Origin of the sequence: Martinezella tropici (assembly GCF_003287875.1) — a bacterium.
Taxonomy (GTDB): domain Bacteria; phylum Pseudomonadota; class Alphaproteobacteria; order Rhizobiales; family Rhizobiaceae; genus Rhizobium; species Rhizobium tropici_C.
Map to the genome: position 1 here is coordinate 97,996 of NZ_QMKK01000052.1, position 22,641 is coordinate 120,636.

Sequence of the window (22,641 nt, forward strand, 5' to 3'; positions counted from 1 at the left end):
GCAAGATCGCCCGGTAGACGATTCGTTCCGGGCTTTCCTGTTTTCACAGACGAAGGAATTGGCCATGGCACGCATTATTGAAACGTCAACCGGGTTGGATGCCCTCACATTCGACGACGTGCTCCTGCAGCCGGGACACTCCGAGGTCATGCCCGGCCAGACGAATATCGCCACCCGCATCGCCCAGGACATCGAGCTTAACCTGCCGATCCTCTCTGCCGCCATGGACACGGTGACGGAAAGCCGTCTGGCGATCGCCATGGCTCAGGCCGGCGGCATGGGTGTTATCCACCGCAACCTGACGCCGGTGCAGCAGGCCGAAGAGGTCCGCCAGGTCAAGAAGTTCGAAAGCGGCATGGTGATCAATCCGGTCACCATCGGCCCGGACGCAACGCTTGCCGAAGCGCTGAGCCTGATGAAGGCGCATGGTATTTCCGGCATCCCGGTCGTCGAAAAGTCGCATCGCCTGGTGGGCATCCTCACCAACCGCGACGTCCGCTTCGCTTCCGACCCCTCGCAGAAGATCTACGAGCTGATGACCCGCGAAAATCTGGTCACGGTCACGGAAAGCGTTCAGCAGCAGGAAGCCAAGCGCCTGCTGCACAAGCACCGCATCGAAAAGCTGCTTGTCGTTGACGCTGACAGCCGTCTGGTCGGTTTGATCACCGTCAAGGACATCGAAAAGTCGCAGCTCAACCCGAACGCTTCGAAGGATGCGCAGGGCCGCCTGCGCGCCGCTGCCGCGATCAGCGTCGGCGACGATGGTTATGAGCGCGCCGAACGCCTGATCGATGCCGGCGTCGACCTTCTGGTCGTCGATACCGCACATGGTCATTCGCAGCGCGTTCTCGATGCCGTTACCCGCGTCAAGAAGCTTTCCAACTCCGTCCGCATCATGGCCGGCAATGTCGCCACCTATGACGGCACGCGCGCGCTGATCGATGCCGGCGCGGATGCCGTCAAGGTCGGTATCGGTCCCGGCTCCATCTGCACGACCCGTATCGTCGCCGGCGTCGGCGTGCCGCAGCTTGCCGCCATCATGTCGGCCGTTCAGGCCGCGCAGGATCAGAACATCCCCGTGATCGCCGATGGCGGCATCAAGTTCTCCGGCGACCTCGCAAAGGCGATCGCCGCCGGCGCTTCCGCCGCGATGATCGGCTCGCTGCTCGCTGGCACGGATGAAAGCCCGGGCGAGGTCTATCTCTACCAGGGCCGTTCCTTCAAGGCCTATCGCGGCATGGGCTCCGTCGGCGCCATGGCGCGCGGCTCGGCAGACCGCTATTTCCAGGCCGAGGTTCGCGACACGCTGAAGCTCGTGCCGGAAGGCATCGAAGGCCAGGTTCCCTATAAGGGGCCGGTCTCTGGTGTGCTGCATCAGCTTGCAGGCGGCCTCAAGGCAGCCATGGGCTATGTTGGCGGCGCCGATCTCAAGGATTTCCAGGAACGCGCCACCTTCGTGCGCATCTCCGGCGCGGGCTTGCGCGAAAGCCACGCCCACGATGTCACGATCACCCGCGAAAGCCCGAACTATCCGGGCGCAGGCGGCTGATTGATGGCAGATCGCGCTCGGGATGATGCCAGGTCTTTACTGCATAATTCCTTAAATCGTGATCGATTTAAGGATAAAATTATGCAGCAGATTAAAAGTGCTGCAGCGACCTTTGCGTGTCACATATGACACGCGGCGCTGTAGAGGGCCTGGCGGCGGTCCTCGCGGCTCTTTCGCTGGCACTCTTCGCCTGGATCTATGCCGGCTTCGTCAGGGCATTCAGCGATGCCGCAGCCGGCCAGCAGATGCTCGACGCACGCGTCGGCGGTTATGAGCGCGACGATGTCATCGCCATGCTGCGCTATCTCAGGGATCATCCCGATCCGGCCGCCATCCTGCATTCCATGTATCTCGGGCCGGAGCTGATCTTTCCACTGGTACTGGGCGGCCTTTTGTTCTGCCTGCTGCGGCTGATCGGCCCCAGCGGTTTCTTTTTCGGCCGACCGATTCCACCAGGCGCGGCCACTGTCATTTTCTATCTGCCGATCTTTTATGCGGCCGTCGACTATGCCGAGAATATCGCCGGCCTCCTGCTTTATCCCCCTGCGATGCCATCGGACGAGACTGTGGCGCTTCTTGCAAGCGTACTGCCTGTTCTCGTCAGGCTGAAATTCCTGACGCTGGTGGTGACGGTTATTCTACTGGCCCGCTTCGCGATTTTTCGTTACCTGTCGCCGGACGGCACGCGGCCGTCCTGATTGTCCCTATCGGCTTTCGGAAATTCCAAAGGAGTTGGCGGCGTGACCGGCTATGAAATGTTTTGGCCCATGGTGGCGCATGCGGTATTGGTCTTCATCCTCTATGCTCTCCTCGGATGGCGTCGTCGCGTTCTCGTCAAGGCCGGCCGGATACAGCCTGTGAACTTTCGTGAGAACCATTCCGCCAATGAGCCGGCCGAAAGTCTGGTGGTGCGAAACAGTCTCGCCAATCAGTTCGAGCTTCCCTTGCTCTTCCACGTCTGCTGCATCCTCCTTTACACCACTCAGGCCGATAATTTGCCGGCCGTGATCCTCGCCTGGATCTTCGTCGCCACGCGCTACGCTCATGCCTTCGTGCATGTGACCAGCAACGACCTGCGTTATCGCAGCCCGCTCTTTGCTCTTGGCTTTGCGGCGCTCGTCGGCATGTGGGTCTGGCTCGCTATCTGGCTTGCCTTCTCCTGACACCGCGCGTGTCGTCGCGGTAACAACCTGCGATAACGCATTTGTGTTTTACCTTACCCTCACGTCGCCATCCGCTGACCTATCTTGTCAACGAGTGGCTGGCCGCTTCGCGTCGGCTGCCGGGGAAACAGGGAGAAGAGGACTATGAGCACGGAAAAGCCGGTCGTGACGCAGGCGATGATCAACGCCTATGACGAGTACACGCATCTGACGCTCGATCGTCGGGGTTTCATGGAAAAGCTGACCAAGCTTGCGGGTTCTGCCGGGACCGCCGCCGCGATTGCGCCGCTGCTTGCCGCCAACAAGGCGAGCGCCGAGGTCATTGCCGCCAATGACGGCAGGCTGGAGGCGAAGGATGTGACTTTTGCCGGCAGCAAGGGCGAAATGAAAGGCTATCTCGTTCGTCCGAAAGATGCGGCCGGCAAGCTCGGTGGCGTCATCGTCATCCATGAGAATCGCGGTCTCAATCCGCATATCCGCGATGTGGCCCGCCGTGTGGCGCTGGAAGGTTTCGTGGCGCTGGCGCCGGATTTCCTCTCTCCGCTCGGCGGCACGCCGGAGGATGAAGACAAGGCACGCGACATGTTCACCAATCTCGATCCAACGCTGACGGCCGCCAATGCCGAAGCGAGTCTCGCCTATCTCGCCAAGGCCGATGGCGCCAATGGCAAGGTCGGCGCTGTCGGCTTCTGCTGGGGCGGTGGTCTCGTCAATCGTTTCGCGACAATCTCGCCTGAGCTGAAGGCAGGCGTCGCCTATTACGGCGCACAGCCGCCGGCAAGCGATGTGCCCAAGATCAGGGCCGCTCTGCTCTTGCATTATGCCGGCCTCGACGATCGCATCAATGCCGGTATCGATGCCTATCGCAAGGAGCTGCAGGCGGGCGGCAAGACCTTCGAGATCTTCGTCTATGACGGCGTCAACCATGCCTTCAACAATGACACTTCGGCCGCGCGCTACGACAGGAAGGCGGCCGATCTCGCTTGGGGCAGGACGGTCGATTTTCTGAAGAAATATGTATCGTAACGACGCAAGTCATTGATAGCGGCTTGCCAGCCATCCGCGGATTACCGAGGTCGAAACCATGTTCCGGCCTCGATTTTCATAATAGCGATGGCACCTAAGTGATGATTAAAATTGGACTTTTCCCGTTTACGCGCATTGAACGCGTCTGGTGTCATAGCCTCTGCCGTGTCCAGCGTCGTTGAGTATGAAAATGAAACGGGGAAAGAATGAATCCGGACAGGCCTGACCGCGTCACGTTCCGCAAAAGGCCGCAGCAGGAGCGAAGCATTCAACGCGTCGACGCCATCCTGTCGGTCGCAGCCAGGCTGATCGCCGAAAAGGGCGTCAGTGCGATGAAGATGACCGAACTTGCCGCGGTCGCGGGAATTCCGATCGGTTCAGTCTACCAATATTTTCCGGATAAGGCCGCGATCGTCGGAGCGCTGCTTGATCGGCACTCCCGGCTGATCCAGCAAAAGGTCGGGGAAGCCTTTGCGACCGTAACATCGCTGGATCATGCCATCGACCTCGTCTGCGGCATGATCGATTGGTACTACCACGAATTCCGCAGCGATCCCGCATATCTCGGCGTCTGGCTCGGCACGGATATCGACAGGGATATCCTGAAGCTCAACATCGCGCACAGCAATCGTGTCGCCGAAATTTTCCTTGAGAGTATTCTGCCTTTCCTGCCGGCCGAAAGCCGCATCGACTTGACGGCGCGCACTCAGCTCTTCAGCCATCTGATCGGCGCATCCGTCCGCTTTGCCATCATGAGCGACAATGAGATGGCCGTGCGCATGCTCCATGAATGGAAACAGGTGATCCGCACTACTTTGCTGGCGGAGCCGGCACTGTAATCGTGACCGAAAGTGATTGGTTGGTGAGCGCTGAGATCACCAACCCGGCAGAATATGCCCGGCGCGCAGCCGCGGATAGAAGCGCGTATAGGTCTTCACCTCGCCATCGAGGTCATCGTCGACCGCAGCTGGCGTGATGTTGTCCAGGCAGGCCGAGATATGGGCGGTGATCGCGTTCATCAATGAAACGGAAAGCCCAGGACGTTTCATGATGCCGATCTGCACTGGCGGCAGCGGCGGGAAGCCATCAGCCTGAGTCAGCACCTTCATGCCAGTCCTGAGCGCCGATTCCGGCATGACCGAAACCGCCATCCCGGCGAGCACGGCTGCGGCAACGACGGTGCAGGACCAGCTGGTGAACAGGATCTGATAGTCGCGGCCGCCGGCATCGAGAGCCGAGCAGGCAAGCTGGCGCCACTGGCAGTCGCGCCGCCCGACGGCGAGCGGAATGGGCGCATCGTCGCGCAGCGGGTGATTGGCCGAGCCGACCCAGCAGAGCGGCTCCGTTCGAACCACATCGGACATGCGTTCGCGCGGATTATGGGTAACCAGTGCGATGTCGAGTTCACCGCGATGCATGCGCTCGGCGAGATCGACCGAAGGTTCGCAGACGATATAGAGCTCGACATTCGGATGCGTCTTGGCGAAGCGGCCGATGATCTCCGGCATATAGCGGTCGGCGTAATCGTCCGGCGTGCCGATGCGCAGCGTGCCTTCGAGACGATTGTCGTCGAAAGCGGCCATCGCCTCATTGTTCAGGCGAATGATGCGGCGGGCGTAGTTCAGCAGCTTTTCGCCCTCGGCCGTCAGGCGGTTGCCGCGCCCGTCCTTGATGAAAAGCTGCTTGCCGACGCGCTCTTCCAGCCGTCGCATCTGCATGGAAACGGCCGATTGCGTCTTGAACACCCGGTCGGCCGCCTTGGTGAAACTGCCGGAATCCACGATGGCGATGAAGGTCTGCAACTGATCGATATCAAGCGGCGCGGACATGAGTTCACCTATAAAGGAGTTTGATAGTTATCATTAGAAACATTCGTTGGACTGATCAATAGGGCTTTGGCATCTTCTGAATGCAATTCAGCATACCAATCGAACAGAACTCTTGTCGAACTCCTCCCGGCCTGCGCCCCTTTTCCGGATCATCGGAAAGGGGCTCTGCCGGCGTGTGCCCCAAGGAAAGGACCATGGAAATGCGCACGATAGATCGGACCCTTGACCTCGGCCCTGCAACGCCATCGCTGTCACTGACGGCACGCATGATGCTTGCTTTTGTCAATGTGGCATCCATCTGGCGCGCAATCCGAAATCGTCGGGAAATCCACTATCTCAATGAGCTGAACGATGCTCAGCTGCGGGACATCGGCCTGACAAGGCAGGATCTCGACGCTGCGCTGACCACCTCGACCTTCTTCGAGGATCCGTCCAGCCATCTGACCAATTCCGCGCGTCGCTGCACGCGCCCCTCCGCCTTCAGCTTTCGCGGCTGATATCGGACAAAAGTTTCCCCGCAGGGTGATAGCCAATAAGCCCTGCCTCTTTCCCGGTGTTCGGCCCAAGGCCAACACCGGGTTTTTTCGTTTATGACCGTGCTTTCGCAATGGATCATACCCGGGCAAGTTGCCTCCGGTGGCAACTGTCTTATGTTCATGTGATCCGACAGCAGGGATTCGGCGACGGCAACGGTGATCTTCTTCCACTCTGTCTACGGCTTGCGCTCGCTTGAGCATGAGGCGGTGGAGCGCGTGCAGGCCGCGGGGCACAAGGCTTTCGCGCCGGATCTCTATGATGGGCTGATCGCCCGATCGATCGATGAGGGCTTTGAGTTCAAGGAGGAGATCGGCTGGCCGACGATCTGCGAGCGCGCAGAATGGGCGCTGGCCGGTTTACCCGCCTCGACCGTGCTTGCAGGTTTCTCGATGGGCGCCGCCGTCGCTGCAAGCCTCTGGCCGAAGCGGGAGAAGACCGCCGGCATCCTTTTCCTGCATGGCATTGCCTCCATCGCCGACAATGCCCGCAAGGGCCTACCGTTACAGCTTCATCTGGCCGATCCCGATCCGTTCGAACCAGAGGAAGAGGTTGCAAGCTGGCGGCAGGCCGTCACCAAGTCCGGCGTCGCGGCGGAGATCTTCCCGTATCCGGGTGGGGGCGGCCACCTCTACACCGATGCCAGCCTGCCAGATTATAACGCCCAGGCCGCCGATCTCACCTGGAAGCGTGTCATCGATTTCCTTGATGCCATCGACGCCAAGGGTTGAACTTGCTCCTGACTTTGCGCGCCGGCCTTGAACTGAAGCTGCCGGTCGCCTAGTTTATGGGCATCCGCAATACCAACAGGATGTGTGCAGCAATGGATTCCATCTCGACCGCAATGCCGTTCAGCCTTGCCATCGAGGACATTCTTGCTCATGCCCATATCCATCGTTCTATCCAATCTTTCGTGGTCCACGCCTGACGGCCGGCCGCTCCTTTCCCATCTCGATCTCAGCTTCGGTGCCGAACGCACCGGCCTTGTCGGACGCAACGGCGTCGGCAAGACGACGCTGATCAAGCTCGTCTCCGGCGAGCTGCAGCCGCAATCCGGCAGCATCTTCTTCAGCGGTCGATTGGGGATTTTGCGCCAGAACGTGCAGGTGGAGGCGGACGAAACCGTTGCCGATCTCTTCAGTGCGAGCGAAGCCCTTGCCGTCCTGAAGCGGGCGGAAGCCGGTGAGGCGACGAATGAAGAGCTCGCCTCGGCTGACTGGACGCTCGAGGCGCGCATCGCCGCAGCTCTTGATCGTGTCGGCCTCGACGTCACCCCGGAAACACCTCTCGTGACACTGTCGGGAGGACAGCGCACGCGCTGCGGACTTGCTGCCCTCATCGTCGACGATCCCGATTTCCTGATCCTCGACGAACCCACCAACAATCTCGATAGGGACGGTCGCGCAGCTGTCATCGATCTGCTTGCCGGCTGGAGGGCAGGCGCCATCGTCATCAGCCACGATCGCGAATTGCTCGACACTATGGATGCGATCGTCGAACTGACATCGCTCGGTGCATCGCGCTATGGCGGCAATTGGAGCCAGTATCGCGAACGCAAGGCGCTGGAGCTCTCCGCCGCCGAACATGATTTCGCCGAAGCGGAGAAGCGTGTCGCCGAAGTGGAGAGAAGCGCCCAGACCGCCGTCGAACGGCAGGCAAGGCGGGACAAGGTCGGCCGGAAGATGGCGGCCAAGGGCGGTATTCCGCGCATCATGCTCGGCGGCTTGAAGGAGCGGGCCGAGATGACAAGCGCGGAGAATAAGCGCCTCGCCGAACGCCGCCGCGCCCAGGCTCTGCAGGATGCCGCTGCCGCGCGCGGGAAGATCGAGATCCTGCAGCCCCTGACCGTGAAACTGCCGACATCTGAGCTGCCGTCAAACAGGATCGTCCTCAAGATGGAGGGCATCACCGCCGGTTATGAGCCGGAACGGCCGATTCTGCGCGATTTCGATTTCGCTATTACCGGGCCGGAACGCGTTGCCGTCACCGGGCCGAACGGCTCGGGTAAGACGACGTTGCTGGCCTTGATATCAGGTGCGCTGGAACCGTGGAGCGGCACGGTGCGGGTCGTCCACTCCGCTCTGCTGGACCAAAGGGTCAGCCTTCTCGATCCATCGCCGTCGATTCGCGATAATTTCCGAAGGATCAACCCGGAGGCTGACGAGAATGCCTGCCGGGCGGCTTTGGCGCGCTTCATGTTTCGGGCCGATGCCGCGCTGCAGATCGTCTCCAGCCTCAGCGGCGGCCAGCTTTTGCGCGCCGGGCTTGCCTGCGTGCTCGGCGGCTCGGTGCCGCCATCTCTGCTGATCCTCGATGAGCCGACCAACCATCTGGATATCGATTCCATCGCGGCGGTCGAGGCCGGGTTGCGAGCCTATGACGGCGCGCTTCTGGTCGTCAGCCACGATGAGGTGTTTCTCGAGAATATCGGAATAGAGAGACGGCTCGAGCTGCCTGCTCGAACCGTCTCGGATCGGTGAGGGGGCGCGTCAGGCGTGGTTGGCGCCGGCGATGCGATCGAGTTCGGCGATCGCATCTTCCGGCAGCTTCAGCTCGGCCGCCGCGATGTTCTGCCTGAGGTGAGCAAGCGACGATGTGCCCGGAATGAGCAGAATATTCGGTGCGCGCTGCAAGAGCCAGGCGAGCGCCACCTGCATCGGCGTCGCCTCCAGACGCGCGGCGACATCGGAGAGCGCCGAGGACTGAAGCGGCGAAAATCCGCCGAGCGGGAAGAAGGGCACATAGGCGGTGCCTTCGCGGGCAAGCGTGTCGATCAGGGCATCGTCCGCGCGATGGGCGAGATTATATTGGTTCTGGACGCAGACGATCTCGGTGATCCGGCGACCCTCGGCGATCTGGTTGGCTGTGACGTTGCTGAGCCCGATGTGACGCACCAGGCCCTGCCGCTTGAGATCGGCCAGGATTGTCAGGGGTGCTTCGATCGACCCTTCGGCCGGACCATGTACATCGAACATGATGCGGATATTGACGACATCGAGCACGTCCAGTCCCAGGTTGCGCAAATTGTCATGCACCGCCTGTGTCAGTTCTTCCCGGGAAAAAGCCGGCAGCCAGGAGGCATCCGCGCCGCGCCGCGCGCCGATCTTGGTGACGATGACGAGATCGCCGCGATAGGGATGGAGCGCTTCCCGGATCAGCTGATTGGTCACATGCGGACCGTAGAAATCGCTGGTATCGATATGGTTGATGCCGGCGGCGATGGCTTCGCGCAGAACCGCGAGCGCAGTGTCATGATCCTTTGGCGGGCCGAAGACGCCGGGGCCTGCAAGCTGCATGGCGCCGTAGCCAAGCCGTTTGACCTTGCGGTCCCCAAGGGTAAAGCTGCCGGATTGATCGATACTGGACATGGCTATCTCCTTTCAAGATGAAAGCAGAAATAGGCTCAGCTTCGGTGTGTGATAAGCGGGCGCAATGCGCACGGGCTGTGCGGAATTGCGAACAATCGATGGGGTCGGAAGTGGCGACCCGCCGTCACTCCTGTTTGGATGCCGGCTTGTCCTGCGTGTTCAAATAGCTGTCGAAGATCGCTTCCATGTTCTTCTGATAGCTCTTCTGCACTTCCAGGCCGCTGTCGAACATGGCGTTGAACATTTCGGTATAAGCGGCCATGTCAACGCCGGCGGCAGGCTTGGCCTTTGGCTCTTCCTTCGGCGGCTCCGCCGGCATCGGGAAGTTCTTCATCATGTCCTGAAAAGCCTTGGCAAAGGGATTGTCGAGAAACGGATTGGTCGGCGCCGGCTTCTCGCGCTTGACCGAATCGGCGCCGAACATCAGCTCCATCGCCTGGGTGAAGGGGTTATCGAAGATGCTTGCCTGCGGCGTCGGCTGCTGCTTGGGCGCAAAGCCGATGCTCTGCAGCCAGCCCTGCATCATTTCGCCCATATCGGTGTTGAGGAAGGGATTGGCCATCTGCGGGATCTGGCCGCTGGTTTCCTTGAAGAGACCGCCCATCAGCGTATCCGCCATGGCCGGCAGCATGCGCTTGTAGATCTCCTGGCCTATGCCGGTCATCTGCGCAGCCTGGGCAGCGACCGCGCGGGAAACCTCCTTCGAGCCGAACAGCCTTCCGAGCACCGCATTGCCGTCGGCAATGCCCTCGGGCGTAAAGGCCTTGGTCATGTCCTCGAAATATTTGGCATAATTGCCGGACGAGATATCCCGCATGACGCCGACGAAATTGTAGGGATCGGTGGCGCTGCGCTTGAAGCCGGAGGAAAAGGCCGGCATCAGCGCGGCCATCGCTTTCGTCGCCTGCTCCTGCGCCAGATTGAACTGCTTGGCCATGGCCTCCGTGGCGGCGCCGTTCTGTGCCTGCATCATCATGTCGAAGAGTGGCAGCATCGAAGTCCCTTTCCCCGCTATGAGGCCGCTTCGGAATCAGGCGGCGCTTGATTCCGATAGTATAGCGGAAAAAAGAGAGCGCATACCGGTTTCTGCCGTCCTCTCACCGAGACGATGACAGCAGCCGACCGGCTATCAGTACTGATATTCCTCGAAGATCGGTTCGACCGACTGGTTCCAGCGGCCGTTGTAGAGCATCAGCAGATCGTCGGCGAGCGTGCCCTTCTTGGCGAGCACCTCATCGAGCGGCGAAAGGAAGACGGTTTCATCCTGCCCGTCGCCGTTCAGGCGATTGCGATTCTTCAGGCCGAGGCGGGAAATGCCGACCACTTCGCGTGCCACGTCGAGCAGGCCATGGCCTTTGATCGCCGCCTTCAGGCCCTGTGTCGGCACCACGTTCCGCAGCGCGTTGACCTCTTGGAAGTTCCAGTCCCTGGTCAGCTCGTCGGCGGCCGCCAGTGCCTCGTCGTCATAGAGCAGGCCGACCCAGAAGGCCGGCAGCGCACAGATGCGGCGCCAGGGGCCGCCATCCGCGCCGCGCATTTCGAGGAAGCGCTTGAGGCGGACATCGGGGAACAGCGTCGAGAGATGGTTTGTCCAGTCGCCCATCGTCGGTTGCCAATCGGCGATCTCGCCCTTCAGCGCACCGTCCATGAACTGGCGGAAAGTGACATGCGTACAGTCGTGGTAGCGGCCGTCGCGAACGACGAAATACATGGGAACGTCGAGCGCCCACTTCACATAGTCTTCAAAGCCGAAATCGTCGCGGAAGGTGAAATCGAGCAGGCCGCCGCGGCGGTTGTCTGTATCTTTCCAGATTTCGCCGCGCCAGGAGGAAAGCCCGTTCGGCTTGCCATCGGTGAAGGGCGAGGAGGCGAAAAGCGCCGTTGCCAGCGACTGCAGCTTCATCGAGACGCGCATCTTGCGGCGCATATCCGCTTCCGAGGAGAAGTCGAGGTTCACCTGGATGGTGCAGGTGCGGTACATCATGTCGAGACCCATGGTGCCGACCTTCGGCATGTAGCGTGTCATGATCTCGTAGCGCGATTTCGGCATGCGCGGCGTTTCGGCGAGCGTCCATTTCGGGCTGCCGCCGATGCCGAGGAAGCGGATGCCCATCGGCTCGGCGATTTCGCGCACCGTCGCTAGATGGGCATTCGATTCTTTGCAGGTCTGGTGAATGGTTTCGAGCGGCGCGCCGGAGAGTTCGAACTGCCCGCCCGGTTCGATCGAGATCGCGCCCATGCCCGAGGGTTCACCGAGCCCGATGATGTTGTCACCGTCCATGATCGGATCCCAGCCGCACTTTGCCTGCAGCCCCTTCAAGAGCGCGGAGATACTGGCCTCGCCGAAATAGGGCACAGGGCTGTTGTCGGCGCGGAAGAACACGAATTTCTCGTGTTCCGTGCCGATGCGGAATTTCTCCTTCGGCTTGCTGCCGGCAGCCAGATAGGCCGTCATTTCCGAGACCGAGGGGAGCGGAGTCTGGTCGGTGGTATCGCGCGCCATGGTATTACCTTAGATCTCGGAGAAGAACCCGCGCAAGCCGCAGGTCAATAGGAGGGTGATTGACGCGGATTGACGTACGGTGCAAGTGAATTTCTTTCAAGGGTCGTTCAAAAAAATAGGATTTTGTGTCTCGCCAGTGCATCACAGCCGTGCCAGCCGCCGTCCTATTTGCACAAGCGTTCAAGACGTTTCGCCGTGAGCACGGATAGTTTTGCTTCGATTGACATCAAGCGGAGCATATCGATGAACGGCCCGAACGCGCTTTACTATCCCATATTGACTTTGCTTCTGGCCTCGCTGGTCATCATGGGAAGCCCAGGCCCTTCGACGATCAGCGCCACTGCGATGGGAGCGGCCTATGGCTTCCGGCGCTCGCTCGGTTATGTCTCCGGCCTGATCGCGGGCACTGTGGCGGTCTTGCTGGCCGTGGCCGCCGGCGTCGTTGCGATCCTGCTGTCGGTGCCGCATGGTGCCTTCCTGCTGACGGCGGTCTCGGCCGTCTATATCCTGTATCTCGCCTTCAAGATCGCCACCGCGCCGCCGCTGTCGCGCCGCGACGATCGGGCTGCGGCTCCGGCCTTCTCCGGCGGCTTCCTGCTGGCGGTTGCCAATCCCAAGGCCTATCTGGCGATTGCTGCCGTCTTTGCCGGGGTCAGCCTGTTTCATGATCAGAGATTGCTCGACGCCGCCGTCAAGATCGTGCTGCTCACGGGAATGATCGTCGCAATCCACATGGTGTGGCTTCTTGTCGGCGCTTCGCTGTCCCGCTTTCTCCAAAATCCGAGGACCTCGCGGATCGTCAACATCTCGCTGGCGGTCCTGCTGGTCGTTGCGACCATCGTCGCTGTTTTGGAGTGAAGGCTCAGTCCCAGTCGCCTATGACAGCCTGGATGACCGCCATGGCGGCAACGGCGGCCGTATCGGCGCGCAAAATGCGCGGCCCCAGGGGAATGGCCGTGACGAAATCGAGGCTGCGCAGAAGAGCACGCTCCTCTTCCGAAAAGCCGCCTTCGGGGCCAACCAGCAGCGCCAGATGCTTCTCCTTCACCTGTGTCAGCAGCGGCAGCGGATTTTGGCCGGCATCGCCTTCGTCGCAATAGATGATGCGACGCTCGTGCGGCCAGCGGGCAAGCAGGTCGGCAAGCTTTACCGGCTCGGCCACGTCCGGGATGCCGAGAATGCCGCATTGCTCCGCGGCTTCGATGACATTGGCCTTGACCTTGTCCAGATTGGTGATCTTGCCCTGCACGTGCTGCGTCATGACCGGCTGCAGCAGGCCTGCACCCATTTCCACCGCCTTCTGCACGAGATAATCGAGCCGTCCGACCTTCAGCGGCGCGAAGAGATAGTGCAGGTCGGAGGGAGCGGGCTGCGGTCTCGTTTGCTCGGCGGGCGTCAGCAGGATGCGTTTGCGGGTTGGGAAGGAGATGCTTGCTTTCCACTCACCGTCGCGGCCGTTGAATAGAAGCAGTTCGGCGCCATCCTCCATGCGCAGCACGTTGGCGAGATAATTGAACTGATCCTGATCGGTCTCGATGGCGATGCCTGCCTTGATGTCTGCGGTCATGAACAGCCGCTGCATGCGGAAATTGGCGCGCATGAATTACCCCCGGAATTGCTTGGAACAATGAGATCGAGCGGTTCGCAGATCCGGTGAGCAGAACCGTCCTAAATGAAGAGCGCGACCATAACCCAATATACGGTGGCGGCAAGCAGGGCTGCGACCGGCACGGTGATCGCCCAGGCCGCGACGATGGTCATGAAATGCGAACGGCGCACCAGACGCCGCCGATGGATCTCGTCCGGATTGCGCTCATCCGTGATTTCCGGTTCAAGCCAGGGAATGCCCGCGGCTTCGGCCTTCTTGCGCATATAGTCAAATCGCCTCCTGGAGCGGACGGTGTACCACTCGCGAAAGAAGCCGACGCCGAAAACGGCGCCGACGGTAATGTGGGTCGAACTCACCGGGAAACCGAACCAGGCCGCGACGATGACGGTGAGCGCTGCGGATACGGCAACGCAATAGGCCCGCATCGGATTGAGTTTGGTGATCTGCTCGCCGAGCAGGCGGATGAGTCGCGGGCCGTAAAGCAGCACGCCGACGGAAATGCCGCAGCCGCCGATCATCACGACCCAGAAGGGCGCCTTCTGCGTGGTCGTCTCGGCAACCACGCCGAGCGAGCCGCCGAGGCCGATATCGCGCACGATCGCCGACAGCGGTCCGATGGCATTGGCGACGTCGTTGGCGCCGTGCGCAAAGGACATCAGCGCCGCCGAGCAGATCAGCGGCAGGCGGAAAAGCTTGCGCAGCGAGCTGTTCTTGTTTTCAAGCCCGAGGGATTGTGCCGCCACGAGCGGCCGCGCCGCCAGCCAGGCGCCCATGCCGACAATGATGCCGATCGCAAGGTTGAGGATATTGGGTATCGTGCCCTTGGGCTCGAGCTGAACCACGAGATAGCCCGAGAAAGCGCCGGCCATCAGACCGATCAGGATGGGGATCCAGTATCTGGCAGCGGCGATCTTGTCGTCGCGATAGACGATGAAGCTCTCGATGAAGAACAGGATGCTGGCAGCGATGGCGCCGCCAAGGAAAGGTGTCACGACCCAGCCGGCGGAGATCGCCGCGAGAAGGTTCCAGTTCACCAGTTCCGGGCCGACCGCTGCGGCTCCCGCGCCGACCACGGCCCCGACAATCGTATGCGTGGTCGAAACGGGCGCCTTCAGCCAGGTTGCGAAATTGATCCAGAGCGCCGCGGCGAGAAGTGCGGCCATCATCAGCCAGGCAAGCTTGCCGATACTGATGATACGATTGGTGTCGACGATATGCGCGGAGATGGTGTTGATGACGGGGCCGCCGGCAATCGTCGCGCCGAGGATTTCGAAAATGGCCGCCATGACCAGCGCCTGCGTCATGGTGATCGCGCGCGCGCCGACCGCCGCTCCGACATTGTTGGCAACGTCCTTCGCGCCGATGTTCATGGCCATGTAGCCGGCAAGGCCGACGGCGGCAAGGATCAGCGTCGCGCTCGGCTGGTCGAGCACGTAGATGCCGGCGAAGACCATGGCGAGGCCGAGGAAGATCAGGCCGATGCCCGGCGCCACGAGGCGCCTCGCGACGTGATGGGTCGCGTCCTCGACATAGGTGAACTTGTCGAGGTCCTTGTCGAGCGTCCTTTTTATGGGTGTGGCCGGTCGGTCGGGCATGCAATTCTCTGGGTCAAAACTCTCGTATTGCGCGGCGTGACGGGGCACGCAATATCCGCCATACACACTGGCACAGTTTTTTGTGACTAATGTGGCTTATTTCGCCTGGGTTGCGGCGGAAGCCGCCGTCATCCGCCGTGCGAAGGCGACGATGAGATCGCGCAGTTCCGGTTCGCGAACGCGTTCGGCGGCCACGTCGCAGGAGACCCACTCCAGGGAGCGCTCGCCTTTTTCCTTGAATTGCTTGGCGAGCTCGTTGACTTCGAGCGCATAGACCTGCACGCGGCATGGCACCTGAATGCCGTCCCTCAGCATCTTGTCGTAACCGAACGAGCCGAGCGGTTCCGTTTCCACAGTGCCGCGTACGCCGGCCTCTTCATAGGCTTCGCGGGCGGCGACCTCATGGGAAAGCTTGCCCGGCATGGGCCAGCCCTTGGGAATGACCCAGCGGCCGGTATCGCGGCTGGTCAGCAGCAACACTTCGAGATCACCCGTTTTCTTCTTCAATCGATAGCAAAGCGCAGCATATTGTTGTCGCGGCGGGCGCCGAAACATAAGCTGCACGTCATTCGCTATACGGTTGAGAAAGGCCAATTGTCGGATCACCTTTTGGGCTGGAGTGAAGCTCAGGTTGCATAATAACATCGGGAGGAAAAAAATTGCGATGCATATAATGCTATATGGTATTTCCCCACATATTTATTCAGTACTGCGTAGATAAAAAACAAAAGGTCTGTTTTCTGATATTCGCCAGCTGTTGTGCTGAAAACGACATTGAACAGCATTTTTATGCCGCAGATGGCGCAGTTGCTTGAACACCGTCGCTATCATACTGGGAAAAAAGATAAATTCTTGTCATGTCAGAACGCCTACCCCGACGCTTGCCACCTTTGAATGCATTGCGCGCTTTCGACGCGGTGGCGCGGCGAGGCAGCATTCTGAAGGCAGCCGACGAGCTTGGGGTCGTGCGCGGCGCCGTCAGACAGCAGTTGAATCTGCTGGAAGCCCATTTCGGCATGGCCTTGTTCCACCGGGAAAATGGGAGGCTGGTGCTGACGGCGAAGGGCAGGACTTTCGCTGATTCGGTCGGTGTCGCCCTTGGCATCCTGGCGCGGGCTGCGGCAGACCTATCGATCGAAGGCAGGCGGTCCATCCGACTTGGGGTCCCCTCGGCCTTCGCGGTCTGGTGGCTGATGCCGCGCGTCGCCGGCCTGCAGGCAGCGCTTCAGGATATCGATGTAGACATCGTGCCGATGGCAGCGGTGGAGCCTTTGGCCAAGCGGCCGGATCTCGAAGCCGTCATCATGGGCGGTGAATACCGGCCGACGCGTGATATCACCGCGATCCGCTTCATGGAGGATGAATTCGGGCCGGTCGCGACGCCGGCGCTCGCCGATGGCCTTGGTCTTTCAGCCGATGTCTCAGCGCTCGCCGGGGCTGTCGCGCTCGCAAGCCGTTCCGCCCCGAGCTTATGGCAGGATTGGTTTGCCGAAAGCGGTCACGCTCCCCTCCGCTTTGCCGGCAATCGCGAATTCGAGGATCTGCTGCTCGCGATCGGAGCCGCACGTTCCGGGCTTGGTATTGCCATCGCGCCGCGCACGGCGGTCGGTGAGGATATCGATCGGGGCACATTGATGGCGCCCTACGGCTTCATTCGAAGGCCGGCCGGCTACAGCCTCAGCATCCGCAGCAGCGATGTGAAGGATCCGGCTCTCATCCGGCTCGCCGATTGGTTGAGCAGGGCAGGGGCCGAAGGGGTTTAGCGAGGCACCTGCCCGATCGGATCCATATGGCAGATTTTCTGCCATGCGATGCATTGCAATGTCCATCGACAGCCAACCTCCAGCCATGCCAGATCGCATATGGAACCAGCCGGCAGGAGCGCAACATGGATCAATCCTCTTCTCTTTCCCGTATCGACTGGGTGGCGCGCAGTTGCCGGCTGCTGGCGGCCACGGCGGCGGAATTTCGCGACACCCGGCCCTTTGCCGGCCTGACCATCGGCACCGGCATCCATCTCGAGCCGAAGACGGTCGCGTTGCTGATGACGCTGCGCGCCGGAGGTGCTGATCTCGTCTGCACCGGCAATCTCAACAGCACGCAGCCGGAAACGGTCGACTATCTTCGTGCTCAGGGCATCAAGGTCTTCGCGACGCAGACCCGCGATCCCGAGGAGCACGGCGCAAGCCTTGATGCGATCCTGGCGGAAAAGCCCGATCTGCTGCTCGACAATGGCGGCGATCTCTTCGCTCGAGCAGCCGACACGCCCTATGCCAATCTGCTCGGCGGCACGGAGGAAACCACATCCGGCCGTACCCGGCTCATCCCGATGCGCGACAGGCTCGACATGCCGATCCTGGTCATCAATGACAGCCCGATCAAGCAATTCGCCGAAAACAAGCATGCCGTCGGCCAGAGCCTGTTCGAGAGCTATCTGCGTTTCACCAATCGCTCCACCAATGGCAAGCGCGTCACCGTCTTCGGCTATGGCGCCTGCGGCAAGGGCACGGCGGCGTGTTTTCGCAACGCCTTTTCCACGGTCAGCGTTGTCGATATCGATCCGGTTACGACGCTTGAGGCACATCTCGATGGCTTCTCGACGCCATTGCGCGAGGTAGCGATCCGCTCCGCCGATATCCTGATCACCGTTACCGGCTATCCAGATATCATCGCCGCAACTGATCTGCCTTTGATCAGGGACGGCGCGATCCTGATGAATGGCGGTCACTTCCCGCATGAGATCGATGCCGAAGGCTTCCGCAACAGCCCGGACGTCGCCGGTACCGACCGCTACGAAGCCGAGCAGATCGAGACGGTGCGTATGCGTGACGGCCGCACCTTCCATATTCTCGGCGGTGGCCACATGGCCAATCTGGCCGGGCCGCGTCCGTTGGGCAATACCATCGAATCCATGGATCTCGGATTTACGCTGCAGGCCCGTTGCCTGGAGCGGGTCGCCAAGGGCGGCCTCGGCGGCGAAGCCTGCGTCATTCCCGTTCCGGCCGATATCGACGCCTTGGTCGCCTCCGCCTATCTCGATCTGGCGCGCTAGAACGGTTCAGCTTTTCACGGAATCTCTGAACCGCTCTATCTCTTTGTTGTCTCGCAATTCCGGACGGAAAACCGCTACGCACTTGTCCTGGAATTGCGCTGAGCATCAGCTCCATCAAGCGCTTGCGGCAGCAATCGGTCGTAGAGCGCCGCCATGTCGTCACCGAAGCAGCAGAAGACGATCTCCTCGAAGGCGCCATCCTGGCTTTCGGCAAGGGTGGTGCGGATTGCGATTTCCGCTGCAGGCTCGGCGGGAAAGCGATAGACGCCCGTGGAGATCGCCGGGAAGGCAATGGTTTTGAGCCCGCGTTCCCGGGCAAGGCCGAGACTGCTGCGATAACAGCCGGCGAGCAGCGCCTCCTCGTCATGATCGCCACCATTCCAGACAGGGCCGACGGTGTGGATCACATGCCTTGCCGGCAAGCGATATCCCATGGTGATCTTCGCTTGTCCGGTTCTGCAGCCATTCAGCGTCCGGCATTCGGCGAGCAGGTCCGGTCCGGCGGCGCGATGGATCGCGCCATCGACACCGCCGCCGCCGAGCAGGCTGCTGTTGGCCGCATTGACGATGGCATCGACCGGAAGCTTGGTGATATCGCCGAGAGCCACGGTGAAGCGTGTTGCGGCAGAGGCAACATCGGAACGAATGATCTCGGGCGCGGACACGACGATCTCCTCGATAGGGTTCTCATCGCTCCCAATAGGGAAGGGGGCCATAAAGTTCCGCGAGAAAATCGATAAAAACGCGTACTTTTGCCGGCAGGAACTGTCGGCTGGGGTAAACGGCCGAAAGCGTGACATTGTGCGAGCCTTCATAGGCCGGCAGGACCTGAACGAGTCGGCCGTTGCGCAGCTCCGGGCCGATATCCCAGGTCGAGCGCAGGGCGATGCCGAGGCCGGCGATGACCGCTTCGCGGATAACCTCGCTGGAATTGGTGATCAGCCTGCCCTCCGGCCGGAACGTCAGGCTGCCCTGCGGACCGTCGAGCCGCCAGGGATCGTGATTGTGCGCGGGGAGGCAGGTGTGACGGCGCAAATCCTCGATATCCTCGGGCATGCCATGCGCATCAATATAGGCAGGTGACGCGCAGAGCACTCGGCGCACCGGCGCGAGCCTGCGGGCGACGAGGCTGGAATCGGTGAGCTCGGCGATACGGATGGCAAGATCGAAGCCTCCGCCGACGATATCGACGAACTCGTCGCTCAGCACCAGATTGATTGCGAGGTCCGGATGGGCCTGCATGAAGGATTTCAGATGCGGCGCGATATGCAATCGTCCGAAGGATGTCGGGGCGGAGATCTTCAGCGTGCCGTGCATCTGCGAGGAGCGGCCGGCAATATAGGCTTCCGCCTCTTCCAGGCCGGCAAGAATGGCGAGCACGCGGTCGTAGAAACCCTGGCCGGCCTCCGTCAGCGAAATCTGCCGCGTCGTGCGCTGCAGAAGTCGGGTGCCGAGCCTGTCTTCGAGCCGCTTGATGCGCTTGGAAATGACGGCGGGCGAAAAACCGAGCGCGCGGCCGGTCAGCGACATGCTGCCCGTTGCGACGACGCTGGCGAAGATTTCGAGATCTCCTAAATTGGTCATGCACGATTATTTCCCGTTTTGGAATAAATGCTTATCATTTGCTCCAAACCTGGGAAAGCGCTAAGGCTGTAATGCGCTAAAAGGGGCTGCGTCCGACATCGGATGCAGAAGGAGGACGGTATGGCTGAGGCCATTTCATTTCTGGAGCCGCGTGCGGATGTTCTGGCTCGCCGCAGCGCTATCGTCGCCGATCTCACCGACCTTCTCGCGCCGGAATGCCTGATCCACGAGCCGCGCGAACTCGTACCCTTCGAAACCGATGCGTTCGTGTCCTATCGCCGCCTGCCGCTCGCCGTCGCCTTGCCGCGTTCGACCGCTGAAGTGTCGGCCGTGATGAAATATTGCCATCGCTATGGCATTCCCGTCGTTCCGCGCGGCGCTGGCACCTCACTTTCCGGCGGCGCCATCCCGCAGGAGGATGCCGTCGTTCTCGGGCTCTCCAAGATGAACCGCATCCTCGATATCGATTATGCCAATCGCGCGGCGACCGTGCAGGCAGGCGTGACGAACCTGCACGTCTCCGAAAGCGTCTCGGCCGATGGCTTCTTCTACGCGCCCGACCCGAGCTCGCAGCTTGCCTGCACCATCGGCGGCAATATCGGTATGAATTCCGGCGGCGCCCACTGCCTGAAATATGGCGTCACGACCAACAATCTGCTTGGCGTCAAGCTGGTGTTGACCGACGGCACCGTCATCGATCTCGGCGGCAAGGCGCTGGATGCGGCGGGCTACGATCTGCTCGGCCTCGTCTGCGGCTCCGAAGGCCAGCTCGGCATCGTCACCGAGGCGACGGTCAGGCTCATCGCCAAGCCGGAAGGTGCCCGGCCGGTGCTCTTCGGTTTCGACAGTTCCGAAGAAGCAGGCGCCTGTGTCGCCGATGTCATCGCCGCCGGCATCGTGCCAGTCGCGATCGAGTTCATGGACAAGCCGGCGATCGAGATCTGCGAAGCCTTCGCCAAAGCCGGCTATCCCCTCGATGTAGGGGCCTTGCTGATCGTTGAGGTGGAGGGGTCGGAGGCGGAAATGGATGACATGCTTGCGAGCATCGTCGCTATCGCCCGGACCCATCAGGTCAAGACGGTCCGCGAATGCCAGTCGGCGACGGAGGCGGCCCTGATCTGGAAAGGCCGCAAATCCGCTTTCGGCGCCACAGGACGCATCGCCGATTATATCTGCATGGACGGAACCGTGCCGCTCAGTCAGCTCTCTTATGTGCTGAAAAAGACGGGTGAGATCGTCGACGGCTACGGTCTGCGCGTCGCCAATGTCTTCCATGCCGGCGATGGCAACATGCATCCGCTGATCCTCTTCAATGCCAATGACCCCGAAGAGGCGGCCAAGGCGGAAGCGGCCGGCAACGACATCCTGCGGCTCTGCGTCGATGCCGGCGGCTGCCTCACCGGTGAACATGGCGTCGGCATCGAGAAGCGCGACCTGATGCGGCACCAATATGCCGATGTCGATCTCGCTCAGATGATGTCGGTCCGTGCGGCTTTTGATCCCGACTGGATCCTCAATCCTTCCAAGGTCTTCCCGCTCGACGGACGCAACGCCGCATGACCGAGTTTCATCCGAGAACGGAGGAGGAAGCCGCCTCCATCATCAGCGATCATGCGGAGCGTGGCGCGGCTCTCGCGATCGTCGGCGGCAACACGCGGTCCGGCTTCGGCAACGCGGTCGCCTCCGAAGCGGTTCTGTCGTCGCGCGATCTTGCCGGCACCGTCGCCTATAATCCGGGTGAGATGGTCATGACCGCGCGTGCGGGCACGCCGGTCGCGGAGGTCGAGGCCGCTCTTGCAGAGGCCGGCCAGATGATGGCCTTCGAGCCTATGGATCATAGGCCACTGATGGCGACCGAAGGCGAGCCGACGATCGGCGGCATTTTCGCGGCCAATGTCTCCGGCCCGCGCCGTTTCGTCAGCGGTGCCGCGCGCGACAGCCTGCTCGGCGTCCGCTTCGTCAACGGCAGGGGTGAGATCGTCAAGGCCGGCGGGCGGGTGATGAAGAATGTCACCGGTCTTGATCTTGCCAAGCTGATGGCCGGCTCGCACGGTACGCTCGGCCTATTGACCGAGGTGACCTTCCGGGTGCCGCCGAAGCCGAAGACGGAGGAAACGATCGTTGTCTCCGGCCTCAACGATGCGGAGGCCGCCAATGCCATGGCGGCGGCCATGGCCCTGCCGCTCGAAGTATCGGGTGCCGCCCATCTGCCGCTGACCGTCGCCTGGTCCTTCATCGACGGCACGATGCCGCAAGGGGAGGCGACAGTGCTGCGCATTGAGGGCCTTCCCGGTTCCGTCACGGTGAGGGCCGAAAAGCTGGCCGCAGCGATGGGCCGGCTCGGCCCCGTCAAACGTCTCGAAGAGGACGTCAGCCGCAGGCTCTGGCGAGAGATCCGCGATGTGAAACCCTATGCCGATGGCACGATGCGCCCGATCTGGCGGGCATCCGTCGCCCCCAGCATCGGCCACCAGCTTGTCGCGGCCCTTCGCCTGGAGGAGGGCGTCGATGCCTATTACGATTGGCAGGGCGGTCTTGTCTGGATGCGCATGGAAGCGGAGCCGGAGGGCGATATGCTCAGGCGCTATATTCACGCGCTCGGGGGTGGGCACGCAACCTTGATGCGCGCCACCCCGGCCCACCGCGCGACGACAGCGGCGTTCCAGCCGCAATCCGAAGCCGTGGCGCTGCTGTCTGCGCGCGTGAAGGAAAAGTTCGATCCGGCGGGAATTTTCAATCCGGGGAAGATGGGTTGATGCGGATGGAGTCTTTGGCTGGTTACCCCCTCACCCTAGCCCTCTCCCCGTGGGGGCGAGGGGACAACCCAAT

At 61.4% G+C, this 22,641-nt stretch carries 22 protein-coding genes; 13 read left to right on the top strand and 9 right to left on the bottom strand.

The annotated features are described in order from the left end of the window. The first annotated feature begins 64 nt into the window (after window positions 1-64). The 5 genes from guaB to DQ393_RS24935 all read left to right on the top strand — a co-directional run bounded on the left by guaB (window position 65) and on the right by DQ393_RS24935 (window position 4,577). Window positions 65-1,549, top strand: a complete 1,485-nt coding sequence (gene guaB / locus DQ393_RS24915; protein ID WP_112344367.1) for an IMP dehydrogenase — start codon at window positions 65-67, stop codon at window positions 1,547-1,549. Window positions 1,550-1,674: 125 nt separating this feature from the next. Then, window positions 1,675-2,247 carry a hypothetical protein gene (locus DQ393_RS24920; RefSeq protein ID WP_112344368.1) on the top strand — a complete coding sequence of 191 codons (573 nt, stop codon included), beginning with the start codon at window positions 1,675-1,677 and terminating at the stop codon, window positions 2,245-2,247. A 42-nt stretch (window positions 2,248-2,289) separates the two neighbouring features. Further along, window positions 2,290-2,712, top strand: a complete 423-nt coding sequence (locus DQ393_RS24925) for an MAPEG family protein (protein ID WP_112344369.1) — start codon at window positions 2,290-2,292, stop codon at window positions 2,710-2,712. Window positions 2,713-2,856: 144 nt separating this feature from the next. Next, window positions 2,857-3,738 (top strand): dienelactone hydrolase family protein, encoded by an 882-nt coding sequence (locus DQ393_RS24930; protein WP_112344370.1) that lies wholly within the window; start codon window positions 2,857-2,859, stop codon window positions 3,736-3,738. A gap of 206 nt (window positions 3,739-3,944) precedes the next feature. After that, window positions 3,945-4,577: a TetR/AcrR family transcriptional regulator gene (locus DQ393_RS24935; RefSeq protein ID WP_112344371.1), complete on the top strand. Its 633-nt coding sequence runs from the start codon at window positions 3,945-3,947 to the stop codon at window positions 4,575-4,577. Between the two features lie 36 nt (window positions 4,578-4,613). Here DQ393_RS24935 and DQ393_RS24940 read toward each other — a convergent pair whose 3' ends face one another. Next, on the bottom strand, window positions 4,614-5,567 hold the full coding sequence (locus DQ393_RS24940; protein ID WP_112344372.1) for a LysR substrate-binding domain-containing protein: 954 nt from the start codon (window positions 5,565-5,567) through the stop codon (window positions 4,614-4,616). 200 nt (window positions 5,568-5,767) lie between these two features. Here DQ393_RS24940 and DQ393_RS24945 point away from each other — a divergent pair, with 200 nt between their 5' ends. The 3 genes from DQ393_RS24945 (at window position 5,768) to DQ393_RS24955 (ending at window position 8,581) form a co-directional block, all read left to right on the top strand. Further along, the gene (locus DQ393_RS24945) at window positions 5,768-6,064 is read left to right on the top strand and encodes a DUF1127 domain-containing protein (RefSeq protein WP_112344417.1); all 297 of its coding nucleotides are present in this window, start codon (window positions 5,768-5,770) and stop codon (window positions 6,062-6,064) included. Window positions 6,065-6,259: 195 nt separating this feature from the next. Continuing rightward, window positions 6,260-6,832: a dienelactone hydrolase family protein gene (locus tag DQ393_RS24950; protein ID WP_112344373.1), complete on the top strand. Its 573-nt coding sequence runs from the start codon at window positions 6,260-6,262 to the stop codon at window positions 6,830-6,832. Between the two features lie 150 nt (window positions 6,833-6,982). Then, the gene (locus DQ393_RS24955; RefSeq protein ID WP_112344418.1) at window positions 6,983-8,581 is read left to right on the top strand and encodes an ABC-F family ATP-binding cassette domain-containing protein; all 1,599 of its coding nucleotides are present in this window, start codon (window positions 6,983-6,985) and stop codon (window positions 8,579-8,581) included. A 9-nt stretch (window positions 8,582-8,590) separates the two neighbouring features. Here the strand turns inward: DQ393_RS24955 and DQ393_RS24960 are convergent, their stop codons facing one another. The 3 genes from DQ393_RS24960 to DQ393_RS24970 form a co-directional block, all read right to left on the bottom strand. Next, window positions 8,591-9,469, bottom strand: coding sequence for an aldo/keto reductase family oxidoreductase (locus tag DQ393_RS24960; RefSeq protein WP_112344374.1), 879 nt, complete (start codon window positions 9,467-9,469; stop codon window positions 8,591-8,593). Between the two features lie 124 nt (window positions 9,470-9,593). Then, window positions 9,594-10,463: a DUF937 domain-containing protein gene (locus DQ393_RS24965; RefSeq protein ID WP_112344375.1), complete on the bottom strand. Its 870-nt coding sequence runs from the start codon at window positions 10,461-10,463 to the stop codon at window positions 9,594-9,596. A 135-nt stretch (window positions 10,464-10,598) separates the two neighbouring features. Next, window positions 10,599-11,972: a glutamate--cysteine ligase gene (locus DQ393_RS24970; protein WP_112344376.1), complete on the bottom strand. Its 1,374-nt coding sequence runs from the start codon at window positions 11,970-11,972 to the stop codon at window positions 10,599-10,601. A gap of 243 nt (window positions 11,973-12,215) precedes the next feature. On the opposite strand from DQ393_RS24970, the gene DQ393_RS24975 reads away from it, so the two are divergent. Beyond that, window positions 12,216-12,830 carry a LysE family translocator gene (locus tag DQ393_RS24975; protein WP_112344377.1) on the top strand — a complete coding sequence of 205 codons (615 nt, stop codon included), beginning with the start codon at window positions 12,216-12,218 and terminating at the stop codon, window positions 12,828-12,830. A 4-nt stretch (window positions 12,831-12,834) separates the two neighbouring features. On the opposite strand, the gene DQ393_RS24980 is transcribed toward DQ393_RS24975, so the two are convergent. The 3 genes from DQ393_RS24980 to DQ393_RS24990 all read right to left on the bottom strand — a co-directional run bounded on the left by DQ393_RS24980 (window position 12,835) and on the right by DQ393_RS24990 (window position 15,731). Further along, window positions 12,835-13,572: a 16S rRNA (uracil(1498)-N(3))-methyltransferase gene (locus DQ393_RS24980; protein WP_112344378.1), complete on the bottom strand. Its 738-nt coding sequence runs from the start codon at window positions 13,570-13,572 to the stop codon at window positions 12,835-12,837. Window positions 13,573-13,640: 68 nt separating this feature from the next. Further along, a complete protein-coding gene (locus DQ393_RS24985; RefSeq protein WP_112344379.1) occupies window positions 13,641-15,176 on the bottom strand; it encodes an inorganic phosphate transporter in 1,536 nt (511 codons plus the stop codon). Between the two features lie 96 nt (window positions 15,177-15,272). Then, window positions 15,273-15,731, bottom strand: a complete 459-nt coding sequence (locus DQ393_RS24990; protein ID WP_432422028.1) for an NUDIX hydrolase — start codon at window positions 15,729-15,731, stop codon at window positions 15,273-15,275. Between the two features lie 302 nt (window positions 15,732-16,033). On the opposite strand from DQ393_RS24990, the gene DQ393_RS24995 reads away from it, so the two are divergent. Then, a complete protein-coding gene (locus DQ393_RS24995) occupies window positions 16,034-16,939 on the top strand; it encodes a LysR substrate-binding domain-containing protein (RefSeq protein WP_112344381.1) in 906 nt (301 codons plus the stop codon). Window positions 16,940-17,064: 125 nt separating this feature from the next. Continuing rightward, complete coding sequence (locus tag DQ393_RS25000) at window positions 17,065-18,228, top strand: adenosylhomocysteinase (protein WP_112344382.1); 1,164 nt, start codon at window positions 17,065-17,067, stop codon at window positions 18,226-18,228. A 74-nt stretch (window positions 18,229-18,302) separates the two neighbouring features. Here DQ393_RS25000 and DQ393_RS25005 read toward each other — a convergent pair whose 3' ends face one another. Together DQ393_RS25005 and DQ393_RS25010 are read right to left on the bottom strand one after the other, a co-directional pair. Beyond that, window positions 18,303-18,893 carry an O-acetyl-ADP-ribose deacetylase gene (locus DQ393_RS25005; protein WP_112344383.1) on the bottom strand — a complete coding sequence of 197 codons (591 nt, stop codon included), beginning with the start codon at window positions 18,891-18,893 and terminating at the stop codon, window positions 18,303-18,305. Window positions 18,894-18,915: 22 nt separating this feature from the next. Beyond that, window positions 18,916-19,812: a LysR family transcriptional regulator gene (locus tag DQ393_RS25010; protein ID WP_112344384.1), complete on the bottom strand. Its 897-nt coding sequence runs from the start codon at window positions 19,810-19,812 to the stop codon at window positions 18,916-18,918. A gap of 120 nt (window positions 19,813-19,932) precedes the next feature. Between DQ393_RS25010 and DQ393_RS25015 the strand changes: the two genes are divergently transcribed. Next, window positions 19,933-21,372: an FAD-binding oxidoreductase gene (locus DQ393_RS25015; protein ID WP_112344385.1), complete on the top strand. Its 1,440-nt coding sequence runs from the start codon at window positions 19,933-19,935 to the stop codon at window positions 21,370-21,372. Continuing rightward, the gene (locus DQ393_RS25020; protein ID WP_112344386.1) at window positions 21,369-22,568 is read left to right on the top strand and encodes an FAD-binding protein; all 1,200 of its coding nucleotides are present in this window, start codon (window positions 21,369-21,371) and stop codon (window positions 22,566-22,568) included. Before DQ393_RS25015 ends, DQ393_RS25020 begins: the two co-directional genes overlap by 4 nt. Window positions 22,569-22,641 lie beyond the last annotated feature (73 nt).

Excerpts from the sequence above, each read along its gene's own strand:
- guaB (WP_112344367.1), top strand. The coding sequence starts at position 65 with ATGGCACGCATTATTGAAACGTCAACCGGGTTGGATGCCCTCACATTC.
- DQ393_RS24920 (WP_112344368.1), top strand. The coding sequence starts at position 1,675 with ATGACACGCGGCGCTGTAGAGGGCCTGGCGGCGGTCCTCGCGGCTCTT.
- DQ393_RS24930 (WP_112344370.1), top strand. The coding sequence starts at position 2,857 with ATGAGCACGGAAAAGCCGGTCGTGACGCAGGCGATGATCAACGCCTAT.
- DQ393_RS24935 (WP_112344371.1), top strand. The coding sequence starts at position 3,945 with ATGAATCCGGACAGGCCTGACCGCGTCACGTTCCGCAAAAGGCCGCAG.
- DQ393_RS24940 (WP_112344372.1), bottom strand. The coding sequence starts at position 5,567 with ATGTCCGCGCCGCTTGATATCGATCAGTTGCAGACCTTCATCGCCATC.
- DQ393_RS24945 (WP_112344417.1), top strand. The coding sequence starts at position 5,768 with ATGCGCACGATAGATCGGACCCTTGACCTCGGCCCTGCAACGCCATCG.
- DQ393_RS24955 (WP_112344418.1), top strand. The coding sequence starts at position 6,983 with ATGCCCATATCCATCGTTCTATCCAATCTTTCGTGGTCCACGCCTGAC.
- DQ393_RS24960 (WP_112344374.1), bottom strand. The coding sequence starts at position 9,469 with ATGTCCAGTATCGATCAATCCGGCAGCTTTACCCTTGGGGACCGCAAG.
- DQ393_RS24965 (WP_112344375.1), bottom strand. The coding sequence starts at position 10,463 with ATGCTGCCACTCTTCGACATGATGATGCAGGCACAGAACGGCGCCGCC.
- DQ393_RS24970 (WP_112344376.1), bottom strand. The coding sequence starts at position 11,972 with ATGGCGCGCGATACCACCGACCAGACTCCGCTCCCCTCGGTCTCGGAA.
- DQ393_RS24975 (WP_112344377.1), top strand. The coding sequence starts at position 12,216 with ATGAACGGCCCGAACGCGCTTTACTATCCCATATTGACTTTGCTTCTG.
- DQ393_RS24980 (WP_112344378.1), bottom strand. The coding sequence starts at position 13,572 with ATGCGCGCCAATTTCCGCATGCAGCGGCTGTTCATGACCGCAGACATC.
- DQ393_RS24985 (WP_112344379.1), bottom strand. The coding sequence starts at position 15,176 with ATGCCCGACCGACCGGCCACACCCATAAAAAGGACGCTCGACAAGGAC.
- DQ393_RS24990 (WP_432422028.1), bottom strand. The coding sequence starts at position 15,731 with ATGTTTCGGCGCCCGCCGCGACAACAATATGCTGCGCTTTGCTATCGA.
- DQ393_RS24995 (WP_112344381.1), top strand. The coding sequence starts at position 16,034 with ATGTCAGAACGCCTACCCCGACGCTTGCCACCTTTGAATGCATTGCGC.
- DQ393_RS25000 (WP_112344382.1), top strand. The coding sequence starts at position 17,065 with ATGGATCAATCCTCTTCTCTTTCCCGTATCGACTGGGTGGCGCGCAGT.
- DQ393_RS25010 (WP_112344384.1), bottom strand. The coding sequence starts at position 19,812 with ATGACCAATTTAGGAGATCTCGAAATCTTCGCCAGCGTCGTCGCAACG.
- DQ393_RS25015 (WP_112344385.1), top strand. The coding sequence starts at position 19,933 with ATGGCTGAGGCCATTTCATTTCTGGAGCCGCGTGCGGATGTTCTGGCT.
- DQ393_RS25020 (WP_112344386.1), top strand. The coding sequence starts at position 21,369 with ATGACCGAGTTTCATCCGAGAACGGAGGAGGAAGCCGCCTCCATCATC.